Source organism: Dactylosporangium sp. NPDC050688 (assembly GCF_040654515.1).
GTDB lineage: Bacteria > Actinomycetota > Actinomycetes > Mycobacteriales > Micromonosporaceae > Dactylosporangium.
The window spans coordinates 66,421-89,382 of record NZ_JBFAIC010000019.1; the positions used below are offsets into that span (position 1 = coordinate 66,421).

22 protein-coding genes are annotated in these 22,962 nt (G+C 69.7%); 13 read left to right on the plus strand and 9 right to left on the minus strand.

The annotated features are described in order from the left end of the window. The first annotated feature begins 14 nt into the window (after positions 1-14). From hpt to folE, 3 genes are all read left to right on the plus strand, one after another. Positions 15-590 carry a hypoxanthine phosphoribosyltransferase gene (hpt, locus tag AB0H83_RS20175; RefSeq protein ID WP_360095758.1) on the plus strand — a complete coding sequence of 192 codons (576 nt, stop codon included), beginning with the start codon at positions 15-17 and terminating at the stop codon, positions 588-590. Between the two features lie 212 nt (positions 591-802). After that, positions 803-2,806 carry an ATP-dependent zinc metalloprotease FtsH gene (gene ftsH, locus AB0H83_RS20180; protein ID WP_360095761.1) on the plus strand — a complete coding sequence of 668 codons (2,004 nt, stop codon included), beginning with the start codon at positions 803-805 and terminating at the stop codon, positions 2,804-2,806. Between the two features lie 83 nt (positions 2,807-2,889). Then, a complete protein-coding gene (gene folE, locus AB0H83_RS20185; RefSeq protein ID WP_360095952.1) occupies positions 2,890-3,522 on the plus strand; it encodes a GTP cyclohydrolase I FolE in 633 nt (210 codons plus the stop codon). Positions 3,523-3,581: 59 nt separating this feature from the next. On the opposite strand, the gene AB0H83_RS20190 is transcribed toward folE, so the two are convergent. After that, the gene (locus AB0H83_RS20190; protein ID WP_360095764.1) at positions 3,582-5,639 is read right to left on the minus strand and encodes a hypothetical protein; all 2,058 of its coding nucleotides are present in this window, start codon (positions 5,637-5,639) and stop codon (positions 3,582-3,584) included. Positions 5,640-5,998: 359 nt separating this feature from the next. On the opposite strand from AB0H83_RS20190, the gene AB0H83_RS20195 reads away from it, so the two are divergent. Further along, a complete protein-coding gene (locus tag AB0H83_RS20195; RefSeq protein ID WP_360095767.1) occupies positions 5,999-6,622 on the plus strand; it encodes a hypothetical protein in 624 nt (207 codons plus the stop codon). Here the strand turns inward: AB0H83_RS20195 and AB0H83_RS20200 are convergent, their stop codons facing one another. The 7 genes from AB0H83_RS20200 to AB0H83_RS20230 form a co-directional block, all read right to left on the minus strand. Then, positions 6,623-7,210 (minus strand): hypothetical protein, encoded by a 588-nt coding sequence (locus AB0H83_RS20200; protein WP_360095955.1) that lies wholly within the window; start codon positions 7,208-7,210, stop codon positions 6,623-6,625. It abuts the gene before it with no gap. 38 nt (positions 7,211-7,248) lie between these two features. Then, positions 7,249-8,385, minus strand: a complete 1,137-nt coding sequence (locus AB0H83_RS20205; protein WP_360095770.1) for a M23 family metallopeptidase — start codon at positions 8,383-8,385, stop codon at positions 7,249-7,251. Further along, positions 8,382-8,924 (minus strand): hypothetical protein, encoded by a 543-nt coding sequence (locus AB0H83_RS20210; RefSeq protein WP_360095773.1) that lies wholly within the window; start codon positions 8,922-8,924, stop codon positions 8,382-8,384. Before AB0H83_RS20210 ends, AB0H83_RS20205 begins: the two co-directional genes overlap by 4 nt. A 6-nt stretch (positions 8,925-8,930) precedes the next feature. Further along, on the minus strand, positions 8,931-10,853 hold the full coding sequence (locus tag AB0H83_RS20215) for a DMT family transporter (protein WP_360095776.1): 1,923 nt from the start codon (positions 10,851-10,853) through the stop codon (positions 8,931-8,933). 41 nt (positions 10,854-10,894) lie between these two features. Further along, on the minus strand, positions 10,895-14,332 hold the full coding sequence (locus tag AB0H83_RS20220) for an ATP-binding protein (RefSeq protein WP_360095958.1): 3,438 nt from the start codon (positions 14,330-14,332) through the stop codon (positions 10,895-10,897). Positions 14,333-14,454: 122 nt separating this feature from the next. Next, positions 14,455-14,829, minus strand: a complete 375-nt coding sequence (locus tag AB0H83_RS20225) for a hypothetical protein (RefSeq protein WP_033363524.1) — start codon at positions 14,827-14,829, stop codon at positions 14,455-14,457. A 47-nt stretch (positions 14,830-14,876) separates the two neighbouring features. Then, entirely contained in the window at positions 14,877-15,191 is a 315-nt protein-coding gene (locus AB0H83_RS20230) for a hypothetical protein (RefSeq protein WP_360095779.1), read from the minus strand. Positions 15,192-15,529: 338 nt separating this feature from the next. Between AB0H83_RS20230 and folP the strand changes: the two genes are divergently transcribed. The 7 genes from folP to AB0H83_RS20265 all read left to right on the plus strand — a co-directional run bounded on the left by folP (position 15,530) and on the right by AB0H83_RS20265 (position 20,413). Continuing rightward, positions 15,530-16,327 carry a dihydropteroate synthase gene (gene folP / locus AB0H83_RS20235; protein ID WP_360095960.1) on the plus strand — a complete coding sequence of 266 codons (798 nt, stop codon included), beginning with the start codon at positions 15,530-15,532 and terminating at the stop codon, positions 16,325-16,327. A gap of 20 nt (positions 16,328-16,347) precedes the next feature. Beyond that, complete coding sequence (folB, locus tag AB0H83_RS20240) at positions 16,348-16,713, plus strand: dihydroneopterin aldolase (protein WP_360095782.1); 366 nt, start codon at positions 16,348-16,350, stop codon at positions 16,711-16,713. Positions 16,714-16,968: 255 nt separating this feature from the next. Continuing rightward, positions 16,969-17,490: a 2-amino-4-hydroxy-6-hydroxymethyldihydropteridine diphosphokinase gene (gene folK, locus AB0H83_RS20245; protein ID WP_360095785.1), complete on the plus strand. Its 522-nt coding sequence runs from the start codon at positions 16,969-16,971 to the stop codon at positions 17,488-17,490. 15 nt (positions 17,491-17,505) lie between these two features. After that, on the plus strand, positions 17,506-18,078 hold the full coding sequence (locus AB0H83_RS20250; RefSeq protein ID WP_360095788.1) for a DUF3180 domain-containing protein: 573 nt from the start codon (positions 17,506-17,508) through the stop codon (positions 18,076-18,078). A 67-nt stretch (positions 18,079-18,145) separates the two neighbouring features. Further along, entirely contained in the window at positions 18,146-19,573 is a 1,428-nt protein-coding gene (locus AB0H83_RS20255; protein ID WP_360095791.1) for an ABC transporter permease, read from the plus strand. Between the two features lie 30 nt (positions 19,574-19,603). Further along, the gene (locus tag AB0H83_RS20260; protein WP_360095794.1) at positions 19,604-19,891 is read left to right on the plus strand and encodes a hypothetical protein; all 288 of its coding nucleotides are present in this window, start codon (positions 19,604-19,606) and stop codon (positions 19,889-19,891) included. Positions 19,892-19,939: 48 nt separating this feature from the next. Then, on the plus strand, positions 19,940-20,413 hold the full coding sequence (locus AB0H83_RS20265) for a hypothetical protein (protein WP_360095797.1): 474 nt from the start codon (positions 19,940-19,942) through the stop codon (positions 20,411-20,413). 51 nt (positions 20,414-20,464) lie between these two features. Here AB0H83_RS20265 and AB0H83_RS20270 read toward each other — a convergent pair whose 3' ends face one another. After that, positions 20,465-21,421 carry an ABC transporter ATP-binding protein gene (locus tag AB0H83_RS20270; protein ID WP_360095962.1) on the minus strand — a complete coding sequence of 319 codons (957 nt, stop codon included), beginning with the start codon at positions 21,419-21,421 and terminating at the stop codon, positions 20,465-20,467. A gap of 38 nt (positions 21,422-21,459) precedes the next feature. Here AB0H83_RS20270 and AB0H83_RS20275 point away from each other — a divergent pair, with 38 nt between their 5' ends. After that, the gene (locus AB0H83_RS20275) at positions 21,460-22,140 is read left to right on the plus strand and encodes an ABC transporter permease (protein ID WP_360095800.1); all 681 of its coding nucleotides are present in this window, start codon (positions 21,460-21,462) and stop codon (positions 22,138-22,140) included. Beyond that, positions 22,137-22,826: an ABC transporter permease gene (locus tag AB0H83_RS20280; protein WP_360095802.1), complete on the plus strand. Its 690-nt coding sequence runs from the start codon at positions 22,137-22,139 to the stop codon at positions 22,824-22,826. The genes AB0H83_RS20275 and AB0H83_RS20280 overlap by 4 nt, the downstream gene beginning before the upstream one ends. The last annotated feature ends 136 nt before the right edge of the window (positions 22,827-22,962 follow it).

A 22,962-nucleotide genomic window follows, 5' to 3' on the forward strand; every position in this document is an offset into this window, starting at 1 on the left:
GGCAGGCTAGGTTCATGGCCGACGGCACCACCTGGCACGCGTCCGACATCGACCACGTGATCATCAGCGAGGAGCAGATCCGGGACAAGACGGCGGAGCTCGCCAAGCAGGTGGCGGCGGACCACGCCGACGCCGAGTCCATCCTCCTGGTCGGTGTGCTCAAGGGCGCCGTCATGTTCATGGCGGACTTCGCCCGCGCGCTCGGGCGGGTCGGTCCGCCGGTGGAGCTCGAGTTCATGGCCGTTTCGTCGTACGGGCAGGGCACGACGTCCTCCGGGGTCGTGCGCATCCTCAAGGACCTGGACCGCGACATCGCCGGCCGCCACGTGATCGTGGTGGAGGACATCGTCGACTCCGGTCTCACGCTCTCGTGGCTGCTCAAGTACCTGCAGAGCCGCTCGGCGGCCAAGGTCGACGTGGTGGCGCTGCTGCGCAAGCCCGATGCGCTGAGAGTGAACGTGCCGGTGCGCTATGTCGGGTACGACATCCCCAGCGAGTTCGTCGTCGGCTACGGGCTCGACTACGCCGAGCGGTACCGTGACCTGCCCTTTGTCGGCGTCCTCAAGCCGTCGGTCTACGGGCGCGGCTGACCCCGTTCTTCCTGGGAGTCTGCTGGGAGCATCCGCATCCCGGCCCACGCCGATCCGCGACTGTCGGTGCCACGGTGTACCGTCAAATGGTCACGAGCGTCAACCGGGCCATACTCCTCGACGCTTTTGACATCGCGTCGGCACAGTGGGTCCGGCGCGGTCAGCGGCCTTACGGATGGAGGGGCCGGGCGCCGCGTGCGCCCGACGACAACATGGAACGTACCCGTTTGTTCCGCCGGCCGGTGGTCTGGATCCTCCTGGTGATCATCGGTGCGATCATTCTGAGTTCCTTCTTCACGTCCGGCCCCAGCTACACCAAGGCGGACACATCGCAGGTGCTTGCCCTGTTGCGCGAGGGCAAGGCCAAGAAGGCGGTGATTCAGGACAAGGAGCAGACGCTCAGGCTTGACCTGAAGACGAAGGAATCCATCAAGAACACCAAGACGGACAAGGTCGAGACGCAGTTCTCCGCGCAGTTCGCCGACGACCTCCAGAACGAGCTCGCGACGCTGCAGGCGGACAAGAAGCTCGATCAGTACAACGTCAATGTCACGCAGGACAACATATTCGTCAGCCTGCTGATCAACCTGCTGCCCATCGCGGTGCTGGTCGTGCTGCTGCTGCTGTTCATGTCGCAGATGCAGGGCGGCGGCTCGCGGGTGCTCAACTTCGGCAAGTCGAAGGCGAAGCTGATCTCCAAAGACACGCCGAAAACGACCTTCGCCGACGTGGCGGGCTCGGACGAGGCCGTCGAGGAGCTGCACGAGATCAAGGACTTCCTGCAGGCCCCGGCGAAGTACCAGGCCCTCGGCGCCAAGATCCCGAAGGGCGTCCTGCTCTACGGCCCGCCCGGCACCGGTAAGACGCTGCTGGCCCGCGCCGTCGCAGGCGAGGCCGGGGTGCCGTTCTACTCGATCTCCGGCTCGGACTTCGTCGAGATGTTCGTCGGTGTCGGTGCCTCCCGGGTCCGTGACCTGTTCGAGCAGGCCAAGGCCAACGCGCCCGCCATCGTCTTCGTGGACGAGATCGACGCCGTCGGCCGTCACCGCGGCGCCGGCATGGGCGGTGGGCACGACGAGCGCGAGCAGACGCTCAACCAGCTCCTCGTCGAGATGGACGGCTTCGACACCAAGGGCGGCGTGATCCTGATCGCGGCCACCAACCGGCCCGACATCCTCGACCCCGCCCTGCTGCGGCCGGGCCGCTTCGACCGGCAGATCGCCGTCGACCGCCCCGACATGGAGGGCCGCAAGGCCATCCTGCGGGTGCACGCGAAGGGCAAGCCCTTCACGCCCGACGTCGACCTGGACTCGGTCGCCCGCCGCACGCCCGGCTTCACGGGCGCGGACCTGGCCAACGTCATCAACGAGTCGGCGCTGCTGACCGCCCGCAACGAGAAGCGCGCGATCACCAACGACTACCTCGAAGAGGCGATCGACCGGGTCATCGCCGGCCCCGAGCGGCGCACCCGGATCATGAGCGACCACGAGAAGCGGGTCACCGCCTATCACGAGGGCGGTCACGCGCTCGTCGCCTGGGCGCTGCCGCACTCCGCGCCGGTGCACAAGGTGACGATCCTGTCCCGCGGCCGTTCGCTGGGCCACACCCTGGTCCTGCCGACCGAGGACAAGTACACGCAGACCCGCTCCGAGATGATCGACACCCTGGCCTACGCGCTGGGTGGCCGGGCCGCCGAGGAGCTCGTCTTCCACGAGCCGACGACCGGTGCCGGCAACGACATCGAGAAGGCGACCGCGCTCGCCCGCTCCATGATCACGGAGTACGGCATGAGCGCCAAGCTCGGCGCCGTGAAGTACGGCGTGGGTGACGGCGAGCCGTTCCTGGGCCGCACGATGGGCCACGAGCGGGACTACTCGGAGAAGGTCGCGGCCGAGATCGACGGCGAGATGCGCGCCCTCATCGAGATCGCGCACGACGAGGCGTGGGAGATCCTGGTCGAGTACCGCGACGTCCTCGACCAGATCGTCGAGGAGCTGTTCGAGAAGGAGACCATCTCCCAGACCGACATGGCCCGCATCTGCGCCCGCGTGGTCAAGCGGCCGCCGATGGCTCCGTACAGCGGCAACGGCCGCCGGCGGCGGGCCCTCGAGCCCGGCGCGAACGGCGCCGAGATCGGCCAGCCGGTCGGGTTGAGCAGCGACGGTGACCACGTGCGGATCACCAGCGGCGGCGAGACCACGGACGGTAAGAACTGAACGAGATCAGCAGCACCGAGCCCGACGACGGTGTCGTCGGGCTCGGTGCGTCCCTGGACCCCGCCGACACGCTCGACGCCGGGATCGAGCTCGACCACGTCGCGGCCCGGCTCGTCAGCGGCAAGCTCGGCGGCGTCGAGGTCGAGCGCAACGTGGACCTGAAGCGCATCGAGGCCGCGGTCCGCGAGATCCTGCTCGCCGTCGGTGAGGACCCCGACCGCGACGGCCTGCGCAAGACGCCCGCCCGGGTCGCCCGCGCCTACGCCGAGCTCTTCGCCGGCCTGCGCGTCGACCCGGCCCAGGTGCTGTCCACGACCTTCGAGGCCGACCACGAGGAGCTCGTCCTCGTCCGCGACATCGAGGTCATGTCGATGTGCGAGCACCACCTGCTGCCGTTCCACGGCGTCGCGCACATCGGCTACATCCCCGGCCACGACGGCCGCATCACCGGGCTGTCGAAGCTGGCCAGGCTCGTCGAGGTGTACGCGCGCCGCCCGCAGGTGCAGGAGCGGCTCACCTCGCAGATCGCCGACCTGCTGATGACCGAGCTCAACCCGCGCGGCGTCATCGTGGTCATCGAGTGCACGCACCTGTGCATGTCGATGCGCGGCATTCAGAAGGGTGGCTCGCGCACGATCACGTCGGCCGTGCGGGGGCTGCTGCGCGACGACGCCAAGTCCCGCGCCGAGGCGATGTCGCTCATCCTGCGCGGCTAGATTCTCCGTCCGCCTGGCTGTTCGCTGGTCAGCCGCCGTTGTCCGTGCTGTTCGCGGGGTCAGCCCAGGAACAGCACGGCGGCGAACACGATCATCGGGATCAGCGACAGCAGGCTGATCGCCATGCCCATCACCGGGGTCCGCGCCGTGGGGCGGCGGGTCGTCGCCCCGATCGTCAGCCAGCCCAGCCCGAAGGCGAGCGCCGGCAGTGCCAGTGCGCACGGCAGCGCCAGCAGACTGATCTCGTCGAACCGTTCACCGGCCAGCAGCGTCGGCACCTGCACGACCGCCGCCAGCACCGCGAACGTGAAGTACACCGCGGCATTGATCCAGACCCGCGTGCTGGACGCCGTGTCGGCCCGCTCCGGTGTGGCGAGCGCGGCCTCAGACTGCTTCAGACCGGCGGCCGCCACGCGGAGGGCATGGGACACCCTGCCGGGCAGCGAATCGGGCGCTGGGGGGCTCAGAGGGCGCACGGTGCCGGTTCCGGTGGCGTTGTTGGCGACGGATGCCGGTACGCCGCTGACCTGCTTCGTCTGCGGGCTTTGTGGATGGCCCGGGACTCCGCTCACCGGGGGCCGGGCGGGGATCCCGCTCACCGGCGGTCTGGCCGGGACTCCGCTCACCGGGGTGCGGTAGACCGGCTGCGCGCCGGTCGGGCCGTGCAATGCGCCGGTGCCGGGGTACTGCTGGAACGGGCCCATGATCGCGCCGGTGTTGCCCGCGGTGCTGCCCAGGTACAGGTTGCCCGTCGGCGGTGGCGGCGCCGGGCTGGTCACACCGGGCGCCGCGGGCGGCGCGCTGACGGGCAGCGTCGCAGTGCGGGAGCCCTGCTGCGGGTAGGACGCCGCCGGCGCCGAGGCCGGGGCCGGCGCGGCACCACGGCGGCGCCCGGCAGGCTGGGCCGCGCCGGTCAGCACCGCCGCGGCGGTCTGCGTCTCCTGCCAGCTCGGCACGACCTCGAACGGCCGGCCCCTGACCTCCCGGGCGACCTCGGTCAGGTACGCCTGGTGGTGGGCGAGCTTGGCCCGGATCGCGGACAGGTCGTCGCGGGCCGCCTTCAGCGCCGCCTTGTGCTCCGCGACCACCGCGATCACCTCGCGCCGTACCGCGTCGAGCCGCTGCCCCGCGGCCACGTAGTTGAGCCACGCGGTCCGGCTCGGCTCACCCACCTGGGCCGGCGGGGAGCCCCAGGGGCCGCTCAGTTGGGCGCAGACCCGGCGTACCAGATCGGCGGGCGGATCCGGGTCGAGGTAGACCGGAGCGTTGAGCCTGGCCGGCGTCACGCCGGTGCCGGAGAACGTGGCGCCGGGCGGGTCACCCACCCACGCGTGCGGGTTGCGGATCGCGATCTGCGTGGCGTGCGGCAGCGGCGCCTGCGTCGTCTCGGCGGTCAACGGCGGCGGCGGCCACCCAGCGGCGATCAGGTGCAACCGTCCGGCCGGCCCCGCGTGCGCCAACCCGGCGATCCTCGCCAGGTCCCGGCCCTCGGTCAGCTCGGGCAGCGACGCGATCACGATCAGCAGCGTCGGCCCCGGCCCGTCCGTCCGAGTGGCGAGCCATTGCTCACCCTCATCCAGTACCGCGCGCAACCCCTCCGCGTCGCTCACCGGCGGCGGCATGATCGACTCGATGCCGGTGAACCACCCGAACGTGGCCCCCGAATCAACCGCGTCGACGGCCCGGATCCGCACCGACCCCGGCGGCGACGAGGCCAGCAGCCGCAGCACCAGGCTGCGCAGCAACCCCGCGACCCGACTGTCCCTGGCATCGGCGTCGATGGCGATGTGCCCCGCCCGCAGCAGCGGCACCACGACCGGGAACCGCGCGTCGTCCAGCGGATGCGCCTGCCCGACCCGCACGAACGTCGGCGGCAAGGGCCCCCCGAGCGGCGTGGTCGGCGCGAGCGCGTCCAGTTGCGCGCCCAGCCACCCCGGGGCCAGCAGGTTCGCGTCGGCCCGCAGCTCTGCCGTGAGGTCGTGCTGCTCCGCGTACTGCCCCGTCGGCGCCGCACTCGGCGAGTAACCATCGAGGATCGGCCCGGCGGCGGCGACCAGGGCAGCGGTGTGCCGATGCAGCGCAGCCGCTCGCTCGATCCGTGCCCGCAGGCGTGCCACCGTGCCCCTTTCCGATCCAGCAGATGCGGGAACGGTAACGCAGACCGCGGAACCAGTCAGTAGGCGCACTGGGAGTCTTGTGTTCCCGCAGGTACGGGGTGTGGTTGGGAAAGCTTGCACGCCGTCTTTCGATCTTGCGGTCGCTGCGACGGGTCCTTGCCGGTGTTGGTTGAACCTGTGTTGAGGCGCAGTGGTTGCCGCAGTGACGGTGTGGCCGTCGTGTCTGACGGGCATGGTCGTCGTGTCCGACGGGCGTGGTTGCCGCAGTTTCGACGGTGTGGCCGTCGTGTCTGACGGGCATGGTCGTTGCGCGGCGCGGGAGGATGCCTGTTCTTCCGCGGGCGGATAGCCTCTTGTGCGTGGACCCATCGAAGCCTCACGAACCGAGCATCGATCAGGGCAGGTCGATCCCCAGATCCCGTCCCGGCAACGACGAGGTGCTCGAGGGCGAGGTCATCGGCAAGGACGAGCCACTCGGCCGCCCGGGTGCCGTACCTCCACGCCCGCCGGAGGCCCCGAAACGCGGCCTGGGCTTCCGCAAGACCCTGCTCCTGGTGATAGCCGTTGTGGCGATGGGCTTGTGTTTGGGTGGCTCGATCACCGCTTACGTCCTGTACGACAAAGCCACCCAACCAGAACGTAGTAGCCCGTCTGCAACGCTGCAGCAATATGTCAGCGCACGCTTTGACCGACGCGATTCGGTCCGTGCAAGTGTCTTCGAATGCTCGTCGCCGCAACTGCAGGCAGTCAGCGCGGCGTTGAACGAGATTGAACAACTGGAGCGTAAGTATAGCATCTCGATCAGTACGTCACTGTCGGACCTTGATGTAAGTGGTAGTGATGATGTTGCCGATATACGTGCAAATATCAACACTATTATTCCAGAAGAAAACGGCCGAGATTCGATTCGTGTGCAGAAGTGGCGCTTTCGCCTCGTTAAGCAAGATGGCTGGAGAGTGTGTGGCGCAGAAGTAGTTTCTTAGCTATTCAACCCACAGCAGGTGGATCGGGAGTTCGAGGGTTTTCGGTGCCTGTCCGCTCCACGCCCACCGGTACCAGTCCAACTCTTTGCAGACCCGAACGCAAATATCACCCTCCGCGCTGTTGTACGGCTCCGTAACGGCCCGCAGGTCCCGCTCGTCTCGGCCGACCTTGTCATCCGGCCCGGGCAGCCGAACCACCCGCAACCCCGTCACAGCCCCCACCGCACGCACGGGCCGCGGCGGTCGAACTGGCGGTGCGTCAAGCGACACCAGCCGTCCCACCAGATCCACATCGTCCCCGGCAGGCGTCACCGAAGCGGAAACCCGCTCCACCCAAACGCGCTCAACCGGCACCAGCGGCGCGAAGACCTCGGTCTGTTCCGATTCCGCCCGGTACCATTCCTGCTCCGGCAGCACCGGCACATAGGTACGGCTCGCCTGCACCACGGCGTCGTCGACGCGTAGGTCGCCGCGCCAGCCGAGGCCTGGTAAACCGATCATCGCCCGCCGGCCGCGCAGGTCCCGAGCGGCGGTCGCCGGCACCAGCTCGATGCCCGCTGGGGCCCGCTCGCTGTTGCCCGCGATCAAGTCCCAGTCGGGAAGGTCACCCTCACCGGGGAAATCGCTCACGGTTCGGCTCCCAACGGTGCACCCATCAGCTGCATGAACTGCACTGGATCGACGGCGCCGTTCTTGCTCGAATCATTGTTACGGTGCGTCTCGAAGTGCAGATGGGGACCCGAGGAATGGCCTGATGTGCCCGACAGCCCGATTTCCTGGCCCGGCGCGACGCTCTGGCCGACCACGACGCTCGGTTGTTTCACCATGTGGCAGTACCGGGTGATGATGCCATTCGCGTGCAGGATGTCGACGAACCAGCCGCAGCCGCGGACCGATGGCGAGCCGTCCCGGTCGCAGCCCCACTGCCTGCCATTCGGGCCGATCGCGTCGCAGCGGACCTTGATGACGCGGCCCGCCGCGGCGGCGTGGATGACGGTGCCCCGCGGCACGATGAGGTCGACGCCCTGGTGGGTCGGCCGCGATGCCGTGCGGAACCCCGAGCCGACCTTTCCTTTGACCGGCGCCGTCCATCCCGACGCGGCGATCTGCCCGGCGTTGACGCACTGCAGATCGGTCTGGTCGCCGACGGCGCGTGCAGCGCCGCCCGTCAATGAGTTGACGACTGTCGACGCCAGTTCCTCGTGTTTGGCATATGCGTTGGGGTACGCGCTGCGCTGCACCTTCTGTGCGGCCCGTGTCAGGCTCATGGTCTGCCAGCCGGGAATGGTCACCAGCTTCTCGTAGAACTTCCGCGACGCGTAGTTGGGATCCATGATCTGCTCGGGTGTGCCCCATCCGGTGCTCGGCCGTTGCTGAAACAACCCCAGCGAATCGTGGTCGTTGCGTTTGCCGAGATGCGGCAGATTCTTCAGCCACGACTCCTGCATCGCGGTCGCCACAGCAATGACCCAACCCCGCGGAGGTACGTTCATGTCCTGCCCGACCCGTACGATGATCGCGGCGTTGCGCACCTGCTCCGGACCGAGCCGGCGGTGGTTCGGCATTTCCGCCGAAACATCGACCAGCTTGCCGTTGCCGCAGCCTGCGTCATAGGTGGCGGTCTTTGTCGCGGCGTCGAGGAAGAACGAGACGACGCCGCCGCCGCAGCAGACCAGCGCCAGCACCGCGGCGAGCGCGATCAGCAACGCCGGCCGGATTCTGCGCCGGCCGCCGTCCTCACTAGTGGATTCGAAGTCGCTCACGCCACCTCCCAGTCCAGCGAGGTGACCAACCAACGCCCGTTGATGGCCTCGAGCTGCAGCACGATTGTTCCGCCGTCAGCCGGTACCTTTGCGGTCACGGCCTGGCCGAACTCCTCCAGTACCGTCGCACCGGTGATTGTCGCGGTCGGAACGTCGAGCGGATCGGTGTCGGCGAGGTCCTCCATCAATTCGCTCGACGCGTCAGGCTTCAGTGCCGCACGCCACTGGTCCCCGGTCACCCCGGGCTTGCGGATCCACGTTTTGGCAAATCGGGTGGCCACAGTACCGGCATCCGCGGCTCCTTTGCTCAGCGAGGGCGCGGCCGAGGCCGGCTCGTCCTGCACCCCGTCATCACCGAGCGAACTGAACGGATCCGGCGTCGTCGTCACCGGAGCGACGGTCGGACCGAGCACATCATTGCGGGATGCATCATCATCGGTGAATACAGTACGACCGAATCCCACGACCACGAGCACCACGACAATGAGCACCATCGCGATGCCGTACCGCGTGCCGAGCAGTCGCAGAACCGTACGCATGAATGCTCACCCCGGCAGGTTCGCCGACTCCGGCCGTCGAGCCGGCGTCCGGTCCGCCGTGGACCGGTCCGAGTCGGGTCGGTAAATCGAATACGACGGCGCCGTCTCCGCCGGTGAATCCGGCTCTTCCCACACCGGATCCCGCCGCTGGCGCTGCGGACTGTCCTGCCGCACCGGCCTTTCCTCGGGGCGCGGCACCCGTTCCCCGGCGCCCGTGGTCCGTTCACCAGCACCCACCGACAACGGATCCTCGTCCCGTGATTCCGGCCGCTGTTGTACCGTTCCGCTTTCGCCTCGCTGCCGGGGTTCGTTGGTACCGCCAGCATCGACGAGTTTCAGAGCGGCAGCCTGGCGCACGTCACGAAGGAACAAACGGTGCCAGCTACCGGCGGAGGTAATGGCCCTCGTGGAGTCTTTGCCGCCGAGCTGCGTGATCCGGCGGTACGGGCGCAGCAGCAGCCAGCCGACGACCCCGGTGAGCCAGATCAGCAGCACCTGCAGCCATCCAGCCAGCGACGCAGTACCAAGAATCAAACTGACCGCGAACAGGTAGATGGCGGAGCCGGTGCCAAAGATGATGATGTTGAACATTGCCGCGATGACCGCGTTGCCGAGCCGTCGCAGCCCAGCGTTGGCTGGCCGAAGCAGCCCCACGGTCCCCAAAATCGGCGACGCGATGACCGCCCACCGGAAGATCAGGAACCCAAGGATCACCAGCACCGAAGCAGTGATGTCGAAGAGCGCAAAGAACAGGGCGGAGAGGATAGCCAGGAACCCCGCCCCGATGCGGTCCATGCCTTTGCTGCCCTGCATGTGTTCGTATGCCTCAGGGTCTTCCGTCTTAATCTGTTCAGCGATCCGCATCCAGCGTTGCTTCTTTTCCTCGGTAACGATCTTCCGCATGGGGGACTCAATCGCGGGCCCTGGGCGTCCGTCGAGGATTCGCTGCTCTTCTTCTTTTGCTGCACGTCGTTCGTCTGATCGGATCTTCTCGATGTCCTGCCATGAGAAGGACTTCGCGTCGTACAAAGCAGGCCCGTACTTTGTTGCGGTCAGGCTGTCGTCGGAGCCGAGAGTTCCCCGCAGCCAGTTTCGATATAGGAGTCCATCAACAACAGTATTGCTTGCTCTGACCGCTGGGGGTCGGGGATCTGTGCAGGCGTAAGGATCGGGGTTGCGGCACTTGTCGGGAGAGATCTCTTGAGAGGGAGGGCCGACCGCATCATGAATAACGCCGAGGCTCGATACAAGCGTCTTGTCTGCGAGGCTGGCCGCTAATGTCGGCCACTTCGCGATTCCCGTAATGAGAACCATGATGAAGATCGCCCAGCCCGCAGTCGTTACTGCATTCGAGAGGTCAGACTGGCGGGAGCGCCACAGAAGGTAGAGGCCAACAATTGAGATTGTAACTGCCCCGAATGCTGTAAAGACTTTTTCGTAAACGGCCTTTGTTGCCTGCTCAACCAGGGGTTCCGCCCAACCCCACATGTAGGATGGGTCCCATGCGCGTTCACGCAAAGCGTTAGATGCGCCGATGACGGAAGTGGCAAATAGGAACTCTCCGTTAGCTATCGTGTTTTCGAACTCCGCGCTGGGGTTCGTTACCACCGAGGCGCACTTAAGATCATAAGTAGTAAAGTCGTATCCGGCGTAGCCGTATTCACTGTACCGAAAACGCATACGGGACGCTTCGGGTGTTGTTGGTTGTTGGGAGAACCAGCCGGCCATGCCGGAATCTGGTGCGCTTGGTGTCGGCGCATCCAAACAGCTAATCCGAGACTGGATATCAACCTGTAGTCGATCTGCACAATTCTGGAAGTTCCCCGGTACCCGCCACTCTTCGACCGAGCACAGTGGGTCTCCGGGGGCCCGTGCTGGCGCTGGTGCTGCGTTCGCTGCCCCTACCGGTCCGCCGAACAACGTTGCCATCGCGGTTACGATGATCACCGCTGCATACACGGGCAGGCGTCTCACCTGTCGACCTCCGGGTCGTCGTCGTGGACGTCCACGACCTCGCCGCCGACGGTGCCGTCGACGGGTGTACCCCCCGGTGTGGTGTCCAGGTACCGCAGGAGGTCCCGGACGTACGAGACGTCGACGCGGACCTTCTGGACGCGGCCGTCCACGTCGCGCATGACGAACTCGCGGAAACCGAGGCGCGACGAGGAGGCGGTGTCCGCCTGGGAGAGCGCGGCCAGGGTCTGCTCGTAGCCGACGTCGGTGGGCACGCGCAGCAGGCGCAGCGCCTCCGCAGCGATCTCGCTGTCCTCGGCGATGCGGCCGACGAAGACGGTCGAGACGAGGTTCTGCACGTCGAGGCCGAGGATGTCCTTCGGGTTCTGCGAGGCGACCAGCGCCGCGAGGTTCCACTTGCGGGAGTCGCGGGCGAGGCGGACGAGGAAGGAGCGCCCGGAGCGCCAGCCTTCCATGAAGTGGGCCTCGTCGAGGCCGACCAGCTTGCGCTGGGTCATGTCGCCGCCGTAGCAGCGGCGTACGGCGAGGCGGTGGGCGGTGTGCAGCATGGGCAGGGCGAGGGACTCCTCGGCCGACCAGTACTCGCGCTCGATCTTGAGGTCGGGCAGGCGGAGCCCGGCCATGGTGATGACGGTGAGGGTCGCGTCGGCGCCGAGGAGGCCGGGGGGCGGGGTGCCGAAGAAGAGCATGGCGAGGGGCATCTCGGCGGTGTCCAGGAGCAGGTTGCCCAGCTCCAGGGCGTCGTGGTCGCCGGTGTCGCGCAGGGAGCGGATGACGTCCTCGAGGGTGGAGGACTCCTCGGCCGGGACCTGGCGCACGGCGTGGCGGAGCATGGTCGCGGTCGTCGCCTCGCGGGCGACCTGCGGCGGGACCAGCATCATGCAGATGTCCTGCACGAGCATCCGGCGCTCGGCGCGCGCGTTGGAGATGGCGATCTCGAACTCGCGGTCGCCGGCCGCGCCAGGGGCGTAGTGGCCGCGCTGCGGGGTGGGGATCAGTGAGTACGGCGCGAGGGTGCCCTGCTCGGAGCCGGTGAGGTTGAGTACGCGGGAGTACGGCGCCAGCTCCGGCATCGCGCACAGCCGGGCCAGCGGGCCGGACGGGTCGAGCAGGGTCACCTGCACGCCGCGGCGGGCGTTCAGGTACCCGAGCGCGCCCATGAGGGTCGACTTGCCACCGCCGGGCTCGGCGACGAACACGGCCAGGCCGGAGCGCTCGCGGACCTCCATCGGGAAGTGCAGGTCGAGGAAGACGGGGCGGCGCGAGGTGCCGGCGGTGCGGCCGATGAGGTCGCCGCGGCGGTCGCCGACGGTGGAGGCGGCCTGCGGCAGGGCGGCGGCGAAGAGCTTCACCGGCATGCGGCGCAGGTACCCGGTGTTCGCGAGGGGCTCGCCGGGGATGAATTCGCGGGCCAGCCAGTCCTGCTGCTTGGGGTGCTGCAGGGCGATGCGCATCTCCCGGGAGTACATCTGGGTGACTCGGCGGGCCCGTTCCAGGCACTCCTCACGGGTACGGCCGCCGACGGCGATGCGGTGCCAGCCGTGCGCGCGGGAGGAGTCGACGGGCAGGCCGGTGCTGATCTCGTCGCCGATGGTGAGGGCGCGCTTGGCGAGACGCTCCAGCTCCGGCGGCGCGTCGATGCCGTGCTCGCTGTAGTCGGCCTGCTGGGAGCGGATCAGCCGGAGCCGGTGCTCGAGGTTGCGGAAGGAGTCGTTGGGGCCGAGGATGTCGATCCGCGAGGAGATCTCCATCGGCCACGGCAGCCGCTCGTGGAAGTGCAGCCACGGCTCGTGCCGCTCGGGGATCTCCAGGGGCTCCATCCGGCCGACGGTGAGGACCGCGACGTGCCGCTCCTCGCCGCTGACGCGGTTGACCAGCTTGACCGTGGAGCCGTACGGCGTGCGGTAGCGCTCGACCTGCTCCGTCAGGGCCAGCAGGTCGCCGCGGTCCCAGGCGCCGTCGAGGGTGGTGATGTGCCCCGGCGGGGACATGCACAGCGCGACCGACCGGTAGAGCAGCCACTCCAGCTCGAACGCGGTGACCCGCCGGCCGCGCATGCCGAACGCGCCGAGGACCTCGTCGAACTGCTCGACCGTGCGGGCCATCCGGCGCCGCTCGGCGTCGGCGACCCCGCGGCGGAAGAGCGAGCCGATGCGCTCGGCGAACGTGTCGCCGAGGGTGCGCCGGGCGAAGGAGATGCCGAGGTAGGTCTGGCCCTCGGCGTGGTTGATCGCCAGGAGGTGCTTCTGCGCGGCGACCAGGTGGTCGGCCCACGACGGGCCGGCGCCCGCGGACGGCAGCGGATACGGCGTGTTGTTGTCCACCACGCGGGCCCACTGGTCGGCGGGGAACGGCTTGGTGGTGCGCCGCAGGTGCAGGCGGAAGCCGGCGAGCCCGGCGTACTGCTCGGAGATCGCCGACAGCAGCGCCTCGCGCTCGGCGTCGGGGCGGAACGCCCAGCGGACCTCGGGCAGCCAGTACCACGCGGTGACGGTGTTCGGCGTGAACGTCAGGTGCCCGGCGATCTCCGTGATCGCCAGGTCGATCGAGGCCTGCCGATCATTGTGCCGCGGTTTCGGGGTGCGCTCCAGCGGGGTGCGCCGGCCGGGCTTGACCGCCGCCGGTCGCTGCTGCAGGCTGGGCTGCTTGCGCCCGGGCGGGTCCGACTGCGTCCTGCGCGCCGGCGGCACGATCTCCCGGCCCGGCACCACCTTGCCATTGTTTTTCGCAGGTGTACGACTGGCGCCTCCGCCCGACGGCCGGCTCGGCAGACGGGAGGAACGGTCCGGCTGCCGCTGGGCGGGCTGCCGATCGGCGACCCCGGGCCGACCCGGCAGGCGCGGGTGCTCGCCGCTCCAGTCGAGGATCTCGGGATACCCCGGACGCTCCCCGCTGCGCTCCAGCCGCTCCGCAGCCGACAACGACGCGTCGATCCGCGACGGATCGATCCGCGATGGATCGATACGCGACGCATCGATCCGCGACGCGTCGGACCGGGAACCAGGCGGCAGCGACGCACGCGACGGCGCAGCAGGCCCAGCAGGCCCAGCAGGCGGCGCCGCCGCGGACGGCAGCGCGGGCTGCGCCGCGCCGGCCGGGTACCGCTCCACGGGCGGCCGGCCCAGCTGCCGCCGCTCCTGCCCACCCGTCTCGTGCCCGTTCGCCGGCAGCGCCTCGGTCCGCTGCGCCACCCGCTTGGGGGCGCGCAGGTCCTCCGGGGCCCGTCCGGCCCCGGCACCCGACGACGGCGCCGCCGAGACCGGGATGCCCGAGACCGGCCGGCTGCCGCCGGGGTCCAGGGCCTTCACCCGGTCGCGCGGGCGCCCGCCGGGCGGGTCGTCGAACAGGCCGAGGAACGGCGAGTCGACGTCGGCCGCGGGTGGCGCGCTCGCCGGGCGATCGGCCGCCGGGCCGCGGGCCGGTCCGCGGAACATCGCCACGCGACCGCCCTCGGCGGCGGCCCTCAAGCCGCCGTCGTAATCAGACGTGTGCGCAGCGTCGTCATCCGCGTCGGGCTGGTTCGAGTAGCCCCCGGTGCGACGGGGAGGCGGGTTGGTCATGCGAGATCACCGGTGAGTTCCGGGCGGATCCGCACCCTGGTGGCCACGAGCTTGGCATCGCGCTGCTCGCGGCTCGGCTCCCGAGTGTGGCGCCAGTCGGTCAGGGCTGTGCGGACCACCATCCGGGCGGGACGGTCGGGGTCGACGTAGCGGAAGATCAGCGACGTCGCCACGATCGCGAGGGCGATCTCGTATGCGGGGAAGTAATCGACCTGCAGGGTGATCAGGTAGCGGATGAACATGAACAGCGGCACCAGCAGCGCGAACACCCCGTACTGCGCATACGGCAGCTGGATGGGCAGGGTGTAGCCGGGCGGCCCGAGGTAGACCAGGCGGGCCCGGTAGATGTCGTCGTCGGTGCGCAGCCGCATGTCTTGTTCACTCGTCTCGGCAGTGAGGCCAGGAGGGCACGGCAGCTCTAGTTGAAGAGCAGTTTGACGAGCGAGTCGCCGAAGAAGAACAGCGACGCGGCGCCGGCCACGAAGGCCAGCCCGATGATCGCGATGGCGGAGCTCGTCAGCACCCGGGAGACCTCACCCTTGCTGGCCCGGCCGATGAAGATGACGCCGAGCGCGGCGAGGAGGATCGGCACGATCTTCGTCGTGAAGAAGTCCAGGATGCCGTCGGTGTTGATCGTCTTCGGTTCGGGGTTCGGCGACGGGGCCAGAGCGATGGCGTCCGCGACGCGGGTGGTCTCCCCCCACAACGCCTGGCCGATCTCCAACAACATCATCAGACCTCCCCGGAGGCGCGACGGGCGAGGTGCACGCCGCGCGTTAAGCCTCGCTGATAAGACGACCCGGTCATACAACCCCGGCTGCTGTGTCGCCCTCCAGCGGAACCTTATCCGGGCGTTTGCCCTGCTAAATGCCCATTGTCGGGTTTAACGGTCCGAATAACGTTCACTTGCAGAGAGTACGTTGCGGCCCTCTATCCAACAAGCTGACCGGTCCGTGATCAGTGTGGCTGATGAGGCGTCCGGGCGGTTACCCCTGGTGGGGGACAGGTGACAGAACGAAGGTGAGTACCTTCATTCAGGTGACGCTCCTTCGCCGTCCTTCCCCCGTGGTCATGGGGGTGCTCAACGTGACCCCGGACAGCTTCTCCGACGGGGGGCGCTACGCCGGGCTCGGTGCCGCCGTCGAGCACGCCATGCAGATGGTCGGCGAGGGCGCCGACGTGATCGACATCGGCGGTGAGAGCACCCGCCCCGGCGCGGACCGCGTCGATGCGCGGACCGAGCTCGACCGGGTCCTGCCGGTGATCCGCGAGCTCGCCGCGGCCGGGGTCACGATGAGCATCGACACCACCCGCGCGTCGGTCGCCGCCGAGGCCGTTGCGGCCGGGGTGGCCCTGGTCAACGACGTTTCCGGCGGCCTGGCCGACCCCGACATGGCGCGGGTGGTCGCCGAGGCCGGCTGCCCCTGGGTCCTCATGCATTGGCGTGGGCATTCGCGAAGAATGGCCGATTTAGCCGTTTATGACGATGTCGTGAAAGAGGTGTGTGCCGAATTGCTGGAGCGGGTCGACGAGGCCGTCGCCGCCGGCGTGGCACCCGAACGGCTGATTCTCGACCCGGGCCTGGGGTTCGCCAAGAAGGCCGAGCACACCTGGCGGCTGGCCGCGCACCTGCCGGAGCTCGTCGCGCTCGGGCACCCGGTGCTCGTCGGATCCAGCCGCAAGTCCCACCTCGGCCGGCTCCTGGAGGCCGCCGACGGCTCGCCGCGCCCGACCGAGGAGCGGGAGGCGGCCACGATCGCCACGACCGTGCTCGCCGTCGCCGCGGGCGCCTGGGGCGTGCGGGTCCACGAGGTCCGTGGCAACGTGGACGCGATCAAGGTGTGGCAGGCCGTACAGGCGGCACGATGACAGCGACGACGGATGGTGCGATGACGGCCGACCGGATCACCCTGACCGGGCTGCGGGTGCGCGGCAACCACGGCGTGTTCGACTTCGAGCGCCGCGACGGGCAGGACTTCGTGATCGACGTGGTCCTGGAGCTCGACCTCGCCCCGGCCGCGGCGTCCGACGACGTCACCGACACCGTGCACTACGGCGAGCTGGCCGGCGGTCTCGTCGAGGTGGTGGCGGGCGAGCCGGTCAACCTCATCGAGACCCTCGCGCACCGCCTCGCCGACGTGTGCCTGGCGGATTCGCGGGTACGGGCCGCGACCGTGACCGTCCACAAGCCGCAGGCCCCGATCCCGCACGAGTTCGCCGACGTGGCCGTCACGATCCGCCGGGAGCGGGCGTGAGCGGCCAGCGGAGCGGCTCGGGCCGCGAACCAGGGGCTCAGTATTGGCTCGCGGTGGTGCCGGAGCGCAGCGGAGGTGCCGGCGTGAGCGGCCAGCGCAGCGGCTCGGGCCGCGAACCATGGGCTCGGTTTGGCTCGCGGTGGTGCCGGAGCGCAGCGGAGGTGCCGGCGTGAGCGGCCAGCGGAGCGGCTCGGGCCGCGAACCAGGGGCTCGGTTTGGCTCGCGGCGGTGCCGGAGCGCAGCGGAGGTGCCGGCGTGACCAGGGCGGTGCTTGCGCTGGGCAGCAACCTCGGCGACCGCGAGGCCAACCTGCGCGGCGCCGTGGCCGGGCTCGGCGACGTCGTGGTCGCGGTCTCCGGCGTGTACGAGACACCCCCGTGGGGCGACGCCGACCAACCGCACTACCTCAACGCGGTCCTGCTCGCCGTCGACCCCGCCGCGCGCCCCAGGGACTGGCTCGACCGGGCCCACCGCCTGGAGGACGCGGCCGGTCGCGTCCGGGACCCGGCGCGCCGGTTCGGCCCGCGTACGCTTGACGTAGACGTCATCGCCGTCTGGGACGACGACGACCGGCCGGTCACCACCGACGACCCGGAGCTGACCCTGCCCCACCCACGGGCACATCTGCGGGCGTTCGTGCTCCGGCCGTGGCTCGACATCCAGCCCTACGGGCAGCTGCCGGGCCACGGTTGGCTCTACGACCTGGTCCGGAGCGCCCCGGTGGCCGCCGACCTCGCCGACCTGCGCCCGCGGGAAGACATCCACCTCGATTCGTGATCTGGAGCCGAGCCGATGGCCACGCCGTCACCCGACGAACCGAACGCGACCGGACCCAAGGGCCGGATGGAGCCGACCCGGCCGGCCACCCTCGTCATCGCGGCACTCGCGACCACCGCGCTGTCCTGGATCGGCATCAGCAGCCTGTGGAACAGCCTGCCGACGCTGCCCTGGCTGCCGCCGCTCACCCTGATCGGACTGGCGATCTTCGAGGGCTTCGAGGCGTACTCGACCCGCAACCGGATCCTGCGCAAGGAGGGCGCCGGCCCGCTGCAGCCGCTGGTGGTCGCCCGGTACGCCGTCCTCGGTAAGGCATCCGCGCTGGTCGCGGCCCTGTTCGGCGGTCTCTACCTGGGCATGTCCTCATGGCTGCTGACCCAGCGGGGCGTGCTGGCCAAGGTCTCGGAGAACCTGCCGCAGGCGCTGCTCGGCGTCGCGGGATCGATCGTCCTGCTTGCCGCCGCGTTGTGGCTGGAGCGGGCCTGCCGGGTGCCACCGAGCCCGCGGGACAAGGATCTTCCCAGGCAGGGCCGCCTGGACGGGCGCCAGGAGGGCGATCGCTCGCCGGACGAAAGCCTCGATCGATAGACATCTGGAACAAACACTGGCGACTTCCTCGCCCAAAGACTGTCGCGCGTCACGATCCGCGGTTACTGTGCGACCCGTACCGGTCGTCGGCTGGCAGGAGGCGCGCGCGATGGCGTACGACGACTCGCGGTTCCGCGGCGAGCCCGGGTTCCGCGAGGAACCCGACTTCCGCTCGGGCGGCGTGCCCGAGGACGCACCGACGCTCGGCGTCTCCAATCAGTCGGTTTACACCCCCGGCGGGTACTCGGCGGGCACGGACTACAGCGTGCCGCCGACGGAGAGCACGCTGGGCCTGGCCGCCAGGCGCGCCACGCCCAGCCCGGCGCAGCTCGACGACGTCTTCGACGACCCCGAGCACGGCGAGCCCGGCCGCGACCGGCTGGCGGTGCACGCGCTGTGGGAGATGGTGCTCCTGCTCGCCACCGCGTCGCTGCTGTTCCTGCTGCATGACGCCCGGCCGGAGGCGCTGCGCGGCGCCGAGTTCGAGTCGCTCCTGCTCGCCGGGGCAGAGCTGGGGCTCGTGGCGATCGCCATGGGGCTGACCCTGCGCGCCGGCGCGGCCAACCTGGCGCTCGGCCCGATCGCGTACGCATCGGCCCTGTTCTTCGCCGACAACTCCCACCGTGGCCTGGCGATGACCGCCGCGATCACCGCCCTCGTCGCGCTCGGCGTCGGCGTGGTGATCGCGGTCCTGGTCGTCGGCTTCCACGTGCCCGGCTGGGCGGCGAGCTTCGGCGTGGCGGTCGCGCTCATGGCCTGGATCGCCGACCAGAACGCGGAGCAGGTCGTCGCCGGCGCGTACGACCCGCACGACCAGGCGCTGTACTGGATGCTCGCGGTCATCGCGGTCGGGGCCGTCGGCAGCGCTGTGGGCCTGATCCGGCCGGTCCGCCGCGCCGTCGGGCGCTTCCGCCCGGTCGCCGACCCGGCCCGGCGCCGCGGCGGCGGCGCGGCCACCATCACCGGCCTCGCGATCGCCGGCTCCGCCCTGTTCGCCTCGGCCGCCGGCGTGCTGACCGCCCTCGACGTGCGTGAGATCGCCACGACCGAGAACGGCATGGCCGCGGCCGGTCTGTCCACCACGGTCCTCGCCCTCGGCGCCGCCCTGGTCGGCGGGACCTCCGCCTATGGCCGCCGCGGCGGCGTCTTCGGCACCGTCCTGGCCGTTGCCGCGATGACGGTGCTGTTCCAGTACTCCACCGCCGAGCAGTGGAACATCTCGCCGCTGGCGGTCGGCGGCGGTGCGATCGCGATCGGGCTGGTCGTGACCCGGCTGGTTGAGACGTTCGGCCGGCCGCGGGCCGCCGCCGAGGACGCGGTCGAGGAAGAGGTCTGGACCCCCGGGACCTCCTCGACCGGCGGCTACGGCGCCAGTCAGGCCGAGCCCGACAACGGCTGGTCGGCCTCGCGCACCGGGGGCTGGACGAGCCAGCTGCCGGCCCGCACCACCGACGAGGACTGGGGCGTCGAGGAGCGGTGGGGCAGCAGTCGCTGACGGCGGCGCCCGGCTCGCTAAGCTGATGTCATGACCGACGCCACCCTCGCCGAGCTTGACGCGCTGCCCACCGAGGAACTCCGCGAACGCGCGTTCGGCCTCGCCCGGCAGCGTCGCGACGTGAAGTTCTTCTGGGACCTGTTCAAGCACGTCACGTCCAGCAACGACGAGACGCAGGACGGCTGGCTCGGCTCGCTGGACGCCACGGTCGACGACGTCGTCGCGCTCTGGCGCGAGGTCACCGACCACACCTACGGCGAGTCGGAGCCGCTGGTCCGGGCGGCCTTCATCGACTACCTGATGTCGGCATCGAAGTAACTACCGGTATCTGTTTACAAAATTTGTTTCCCGGGACTAATCCCGGGCATGGCAGTTACTCGTTCGCGCTACCGCACCGCGTCAAGCGCGGGCACCCTGGTGGTGTTCCTGCTGGTGCTGATCTTCGGCAGCCCCTGGTACGTCGACTGGGTCAACTCGGGCAACCGCGGTCTGTTCCTGGAGACCCTGGCCTGGCCGGCCTGGAACTTCGACACCGACCAGTCCGTGCGTGACCTGCTGGCCGCCGATCTGAAGGCGATCCTGCTGGTCCTGTTCACCGCGGTCTTCATCACCCTGCTCGTCGGCGCGCAGCTCGCCAGCGCGCGCGGCACCATCTCGGCGATCCTGACCGGTTGGGCCGCCTACATCTTTGCGGCCGCCCTGGCCGCCCTCATCACCGCGTTCCTGCTGGCAGACGCATCGGTCAGCAGCGCGGTCGTCAACGCCACCGGTGGCGCCGGATACGGCCTCATCGTCGGCTGGATCATCGGTCTGGCCTCCATGGCCGGCCGGCGTCCGTGACGCGCTGACCAGAAGACCGGCGACGGACCCCGGCGCCGGTCTTCGCGCTGTTCACCGGTGTGCTGTGTCGACCTCGGCGAGCGCCACCTGTACATCGGCGGCGGACAACACCCCGATCGGCTCGTCGCCGTCGCGGACCATCACCGCGCCGGCCCCCGCGGCCAGCATCGCGCCGAAGGCGACGCGCAGGGTCGCGCCGGCGGGCACCGTGGGCAGGTCGCCGAGGGCTCCATCGAGGGGGTGCAGGCGGTCGCGGGGGATCGGGGTCACCGACAGGCGCATGATGCCGCGGTCCTCGCCGACGAACTGCTCGACGAAGGCGTTCGCCGGGTTCGCCAGCAGCTCCGCGGGGGTCGCGTACTGCTCCAGGCGCGCGTGGTCGGACAGCACGGCGATCTTGTCGCCGAGCTTGATCGCCTCCTGCAAATCATGCGTGACCAGGATCGTCGTCTTGCGCACGCTCTGGCGCAGCCGGAGGAACTCGTCCTGCAGCCGCCCCCGGTTGATCGGATCGACCGCCGAGAACGGCTCGTCCATCAGCAGCACCACCGGATCCGCGGCGAGCGCGCGGGCGAACCCGACCCGCTGGCGCTGGCCGCCGGACAGCTCGTGCGGGTAGCGGGCGGCGTACCGCCCCGGCTCCAGCCCGACCAGGTCCAGCAGCTCGTCGGTGCGCTCGGCGATGCGGGCCTTGTCCCAGCCCAGCATCCGCGGCACGGTGCCGACGTTGGCCCGGACCGTCTGGTGCGGGAACAACCCCACGTTCTGGATCACGTAGCCGATGGTCCGCCGCAGCCGCACCGGATCGACCCTGGTCACGTCCTGGCCGTCGACCAGCACCCGGCCGCTGGTCGGCTCGATGAGCCGGTTGACCATCCTGAGCACGGTCGACTTGCCGCACCCGGACGGGCCGATGAGCACGGTCACGTCACCCCCGGCGACGTCCAGGGACAGCTCGTCCACCGCCGTGGTCTTGTTCGGGTACGTCTTGCCGAGCCGATCGAGCATGATCGGCGCGCCGTCGGCCTTCGCGGTACGGTCCACGCATGTCCTTCCTGGCTCGCGGTGAGGCGGGCAACCCCTGGTTCTCCTGGAGCTATGTCCGGGACAACGCCGACACGATCCGGGACGCGCTGCTGGATCACGTGACCATCACCGTGTGGTCGGTCGCGATCGCGGTGGCCATCGCGGTGCCGCTGGCGGTGCTGGCGTACTGGGTGCGCCCGCTCGCCACGCCGATTCTGACATCAGCCAGCGTGCTTTACACGATTCCGTCCCTGGCGCTGCTGGCCTTCCTGGCGCCGTTCCTGGGCACCGGCCGCACCCCGGTCGTCGTGGCGTTGGTGCTGTACGCGCTGATCGTCATCATCCGCAACTCGCTCACCGGGCTGCAGCAGGTGCCCGGCGACGTGCGGGAAGCCGCCACCGCAATGGGCTACGGCAGGGCCGCCCGCCTGCTGCGCGTCGAGTTGCCCCTCGCCCTGCCCGCGATCCTCACCGGGCTGCGGCTGGCGACGGTGTCCACAGTGGCGTTGGTCACGGTCGGCGCGGCCGTCGGCTCGCAGGGCGGGCTCGGCGCGCTGATCCTCAGCGGCTTCCGCAACAACTTCTACAAGGCGCAGATCGCCACCGCCGCGCTCATCTGCGTGCTGCTCGCCCTGGTACTGGATCTGCTGCTGGTCGCGCTGACCCGGGCCCTCACGCCGTGGACGAGGAGCAAAGCATGAGCGCGTTCTCGGACATGGTGACCTGGTTCAACGACCCGTTGAACTGGACCAACCCCGATGGGATCCTCACCCGGCTGCGCGAGCACCTGCAGATCTCGTTCCTGTCCGTGCTCTTCGGCTGCCTGGTCGCCTGGCCGGTCGGGACCTGGCTCGGCCGGCGCGGTGCGGGCTCCGGCGTCGTGGTCATCCTGTCCAACATCACGCAGGCCATGCCGGTCATCGCGCTGCTGACCATCCTGTCGCTGAGTCCGCTGGGCATCGGCATGCCGGCCGTGGTGGTCGCGCTGACCGTATTCTCGCTGCCGCCGCTGCTGGCGAACGCGTACACCGGCATGCGCGAGATCGATCCCGAGGTGCGCGACGCGGGCAAGGGAGTGGGGATGACCTGGACGCAGCTGCTGTTGCGGGTCGAGATCCCGCTCGCCGTGCCCTTCCTGGCGACGGGGCTGCGCATCGCGACCACCCAGGTCGTCGCCACCGCGACCCTCGCCACCCTCGTCAACGGCGGCGGCCTCGGCAACATCATCTCCGCCGGGTTCGGGCTCGGGCCGGGGCGCGGCGACGCCCAGATCCTCGCCGGCGCGGTCCTCGTCGCCCTGCTCGCGCTGCTGATCGACGGGCTGATGGCCCTGCTGGAGCGCAAGGTCACACCGCGGGTGTTACGGCAGGCCGCCGGGCGGGCGTGACCGGTCGTTACGAAACCGTGCCTGGGTGCGGTTGCCGATTTCCCATCGGCGGAGTTGCCTATGGGAAGCGGGCGGGCTTCATTGCCGATAGCGCCGTCCGTCGGACACGCGGCCGGTCACAGTGATCGCGCCGGGA

Coding starts and splice junctions, on each gene's coding strand:
- hpt (WP_360095758.1), top strand. CDS start 15: ATGGCCGACGGCACCACCTGGCACGCGTCCGACATCGACCACGTGATC.
- folP (WP_360095960.1), top strand. CDS start 15,530: ATGGGGGTGCTCAACGTGACCCCGGACAGCTTCTCCGACGGGGGGCGC.
- AB0H83_RS20275 (WP_360095800.1), top strand. CDS start 21,460: ATGTCCTTCCTGGCTCGCGGTGAGGCGGGCAACCCCTGGTTCTCCTGG.
- AB0H83_RS20225 (WP_033363524.1), bottom strand. CDS start 14,829: ATGCGGCTGCGCACCGACGACGACATCTACCGGGCCCGCCTGGTCTAC.
- AB0H83_RS20215 (WP_360095776.1), bottom strand. CDS start 10,853: ATGGCAACGTTGTTCGGCGGACCGGTAGGGGCAGCGAACGCAGCACCA.
- ftsH (WP_360095761.1), top strand. CDS start 803: ATGGAACGTACCCGTTTGTTCCGCCGGCCGGTGGTCTGGATCCTCCTG.
- AB0H83_RS20260 (WP_360095794.1), top strand. CDS start 19,604: ATGACCGACGCCACCCTCGCCGAGCTTGACGCGCTGCCCACCGAGGAA.
- AB0H83_RS20230 (WP_360095779.1), bottom strand. CDS start 15,191: ATGATGTTGTTGGAGATCGGCCAGGCGTTGTGGGGGGAGACCACCCGC.
- AB0H83_RS20265 (WP_360095797.1), top strand. CDS start 19,940: ATGGCAGTTACTCGTTCGCGCTACCGCACCGCGTCAAGCGCGGGCACC.
- folB (WP_360095782.1), top strand. CDS start 16,348: ATGACGGCCGACCGGATCACCCTGACCGGGCTGCGGGTGCGCGGCAAC.
- AB0H83_RS20250 (WP_360095788.1), top strand. CDS start 17,506: ATGGCCACGCCGTCACCCGACGAACCGAACGCGACCGGACCCAAGGGC.
- AB0H83_RS20210 (WP_360095773.1), bottom strand. CDS start 8,924: ATGCGTACGGTTCTGCGACTGCTCGGCACGCGGTACGGCATCGCGATG.
- AB0H83_RS20270 (WP_360095962.1), bottom strand. CDS start 21,421: ATGCTCGATCGGCTCGGCAAGACGTACCCGAACAAGACCACGGCGGTG.
- AB0H83_RS20280 (WP_360095802.1), top strand. CDS start 22,137: ATGAGCGCGTTCTCGGACATGGTGACCTGGTTCAACGACCCGTTGAAC.
- AB0H83_RS20220 (WP_360095958.1), bottom strand. CDS start 14,332: ATGTTCCGCGGACCGGCCCGCGGCCCGGCGGCCGATCGCCCGGCGAGC.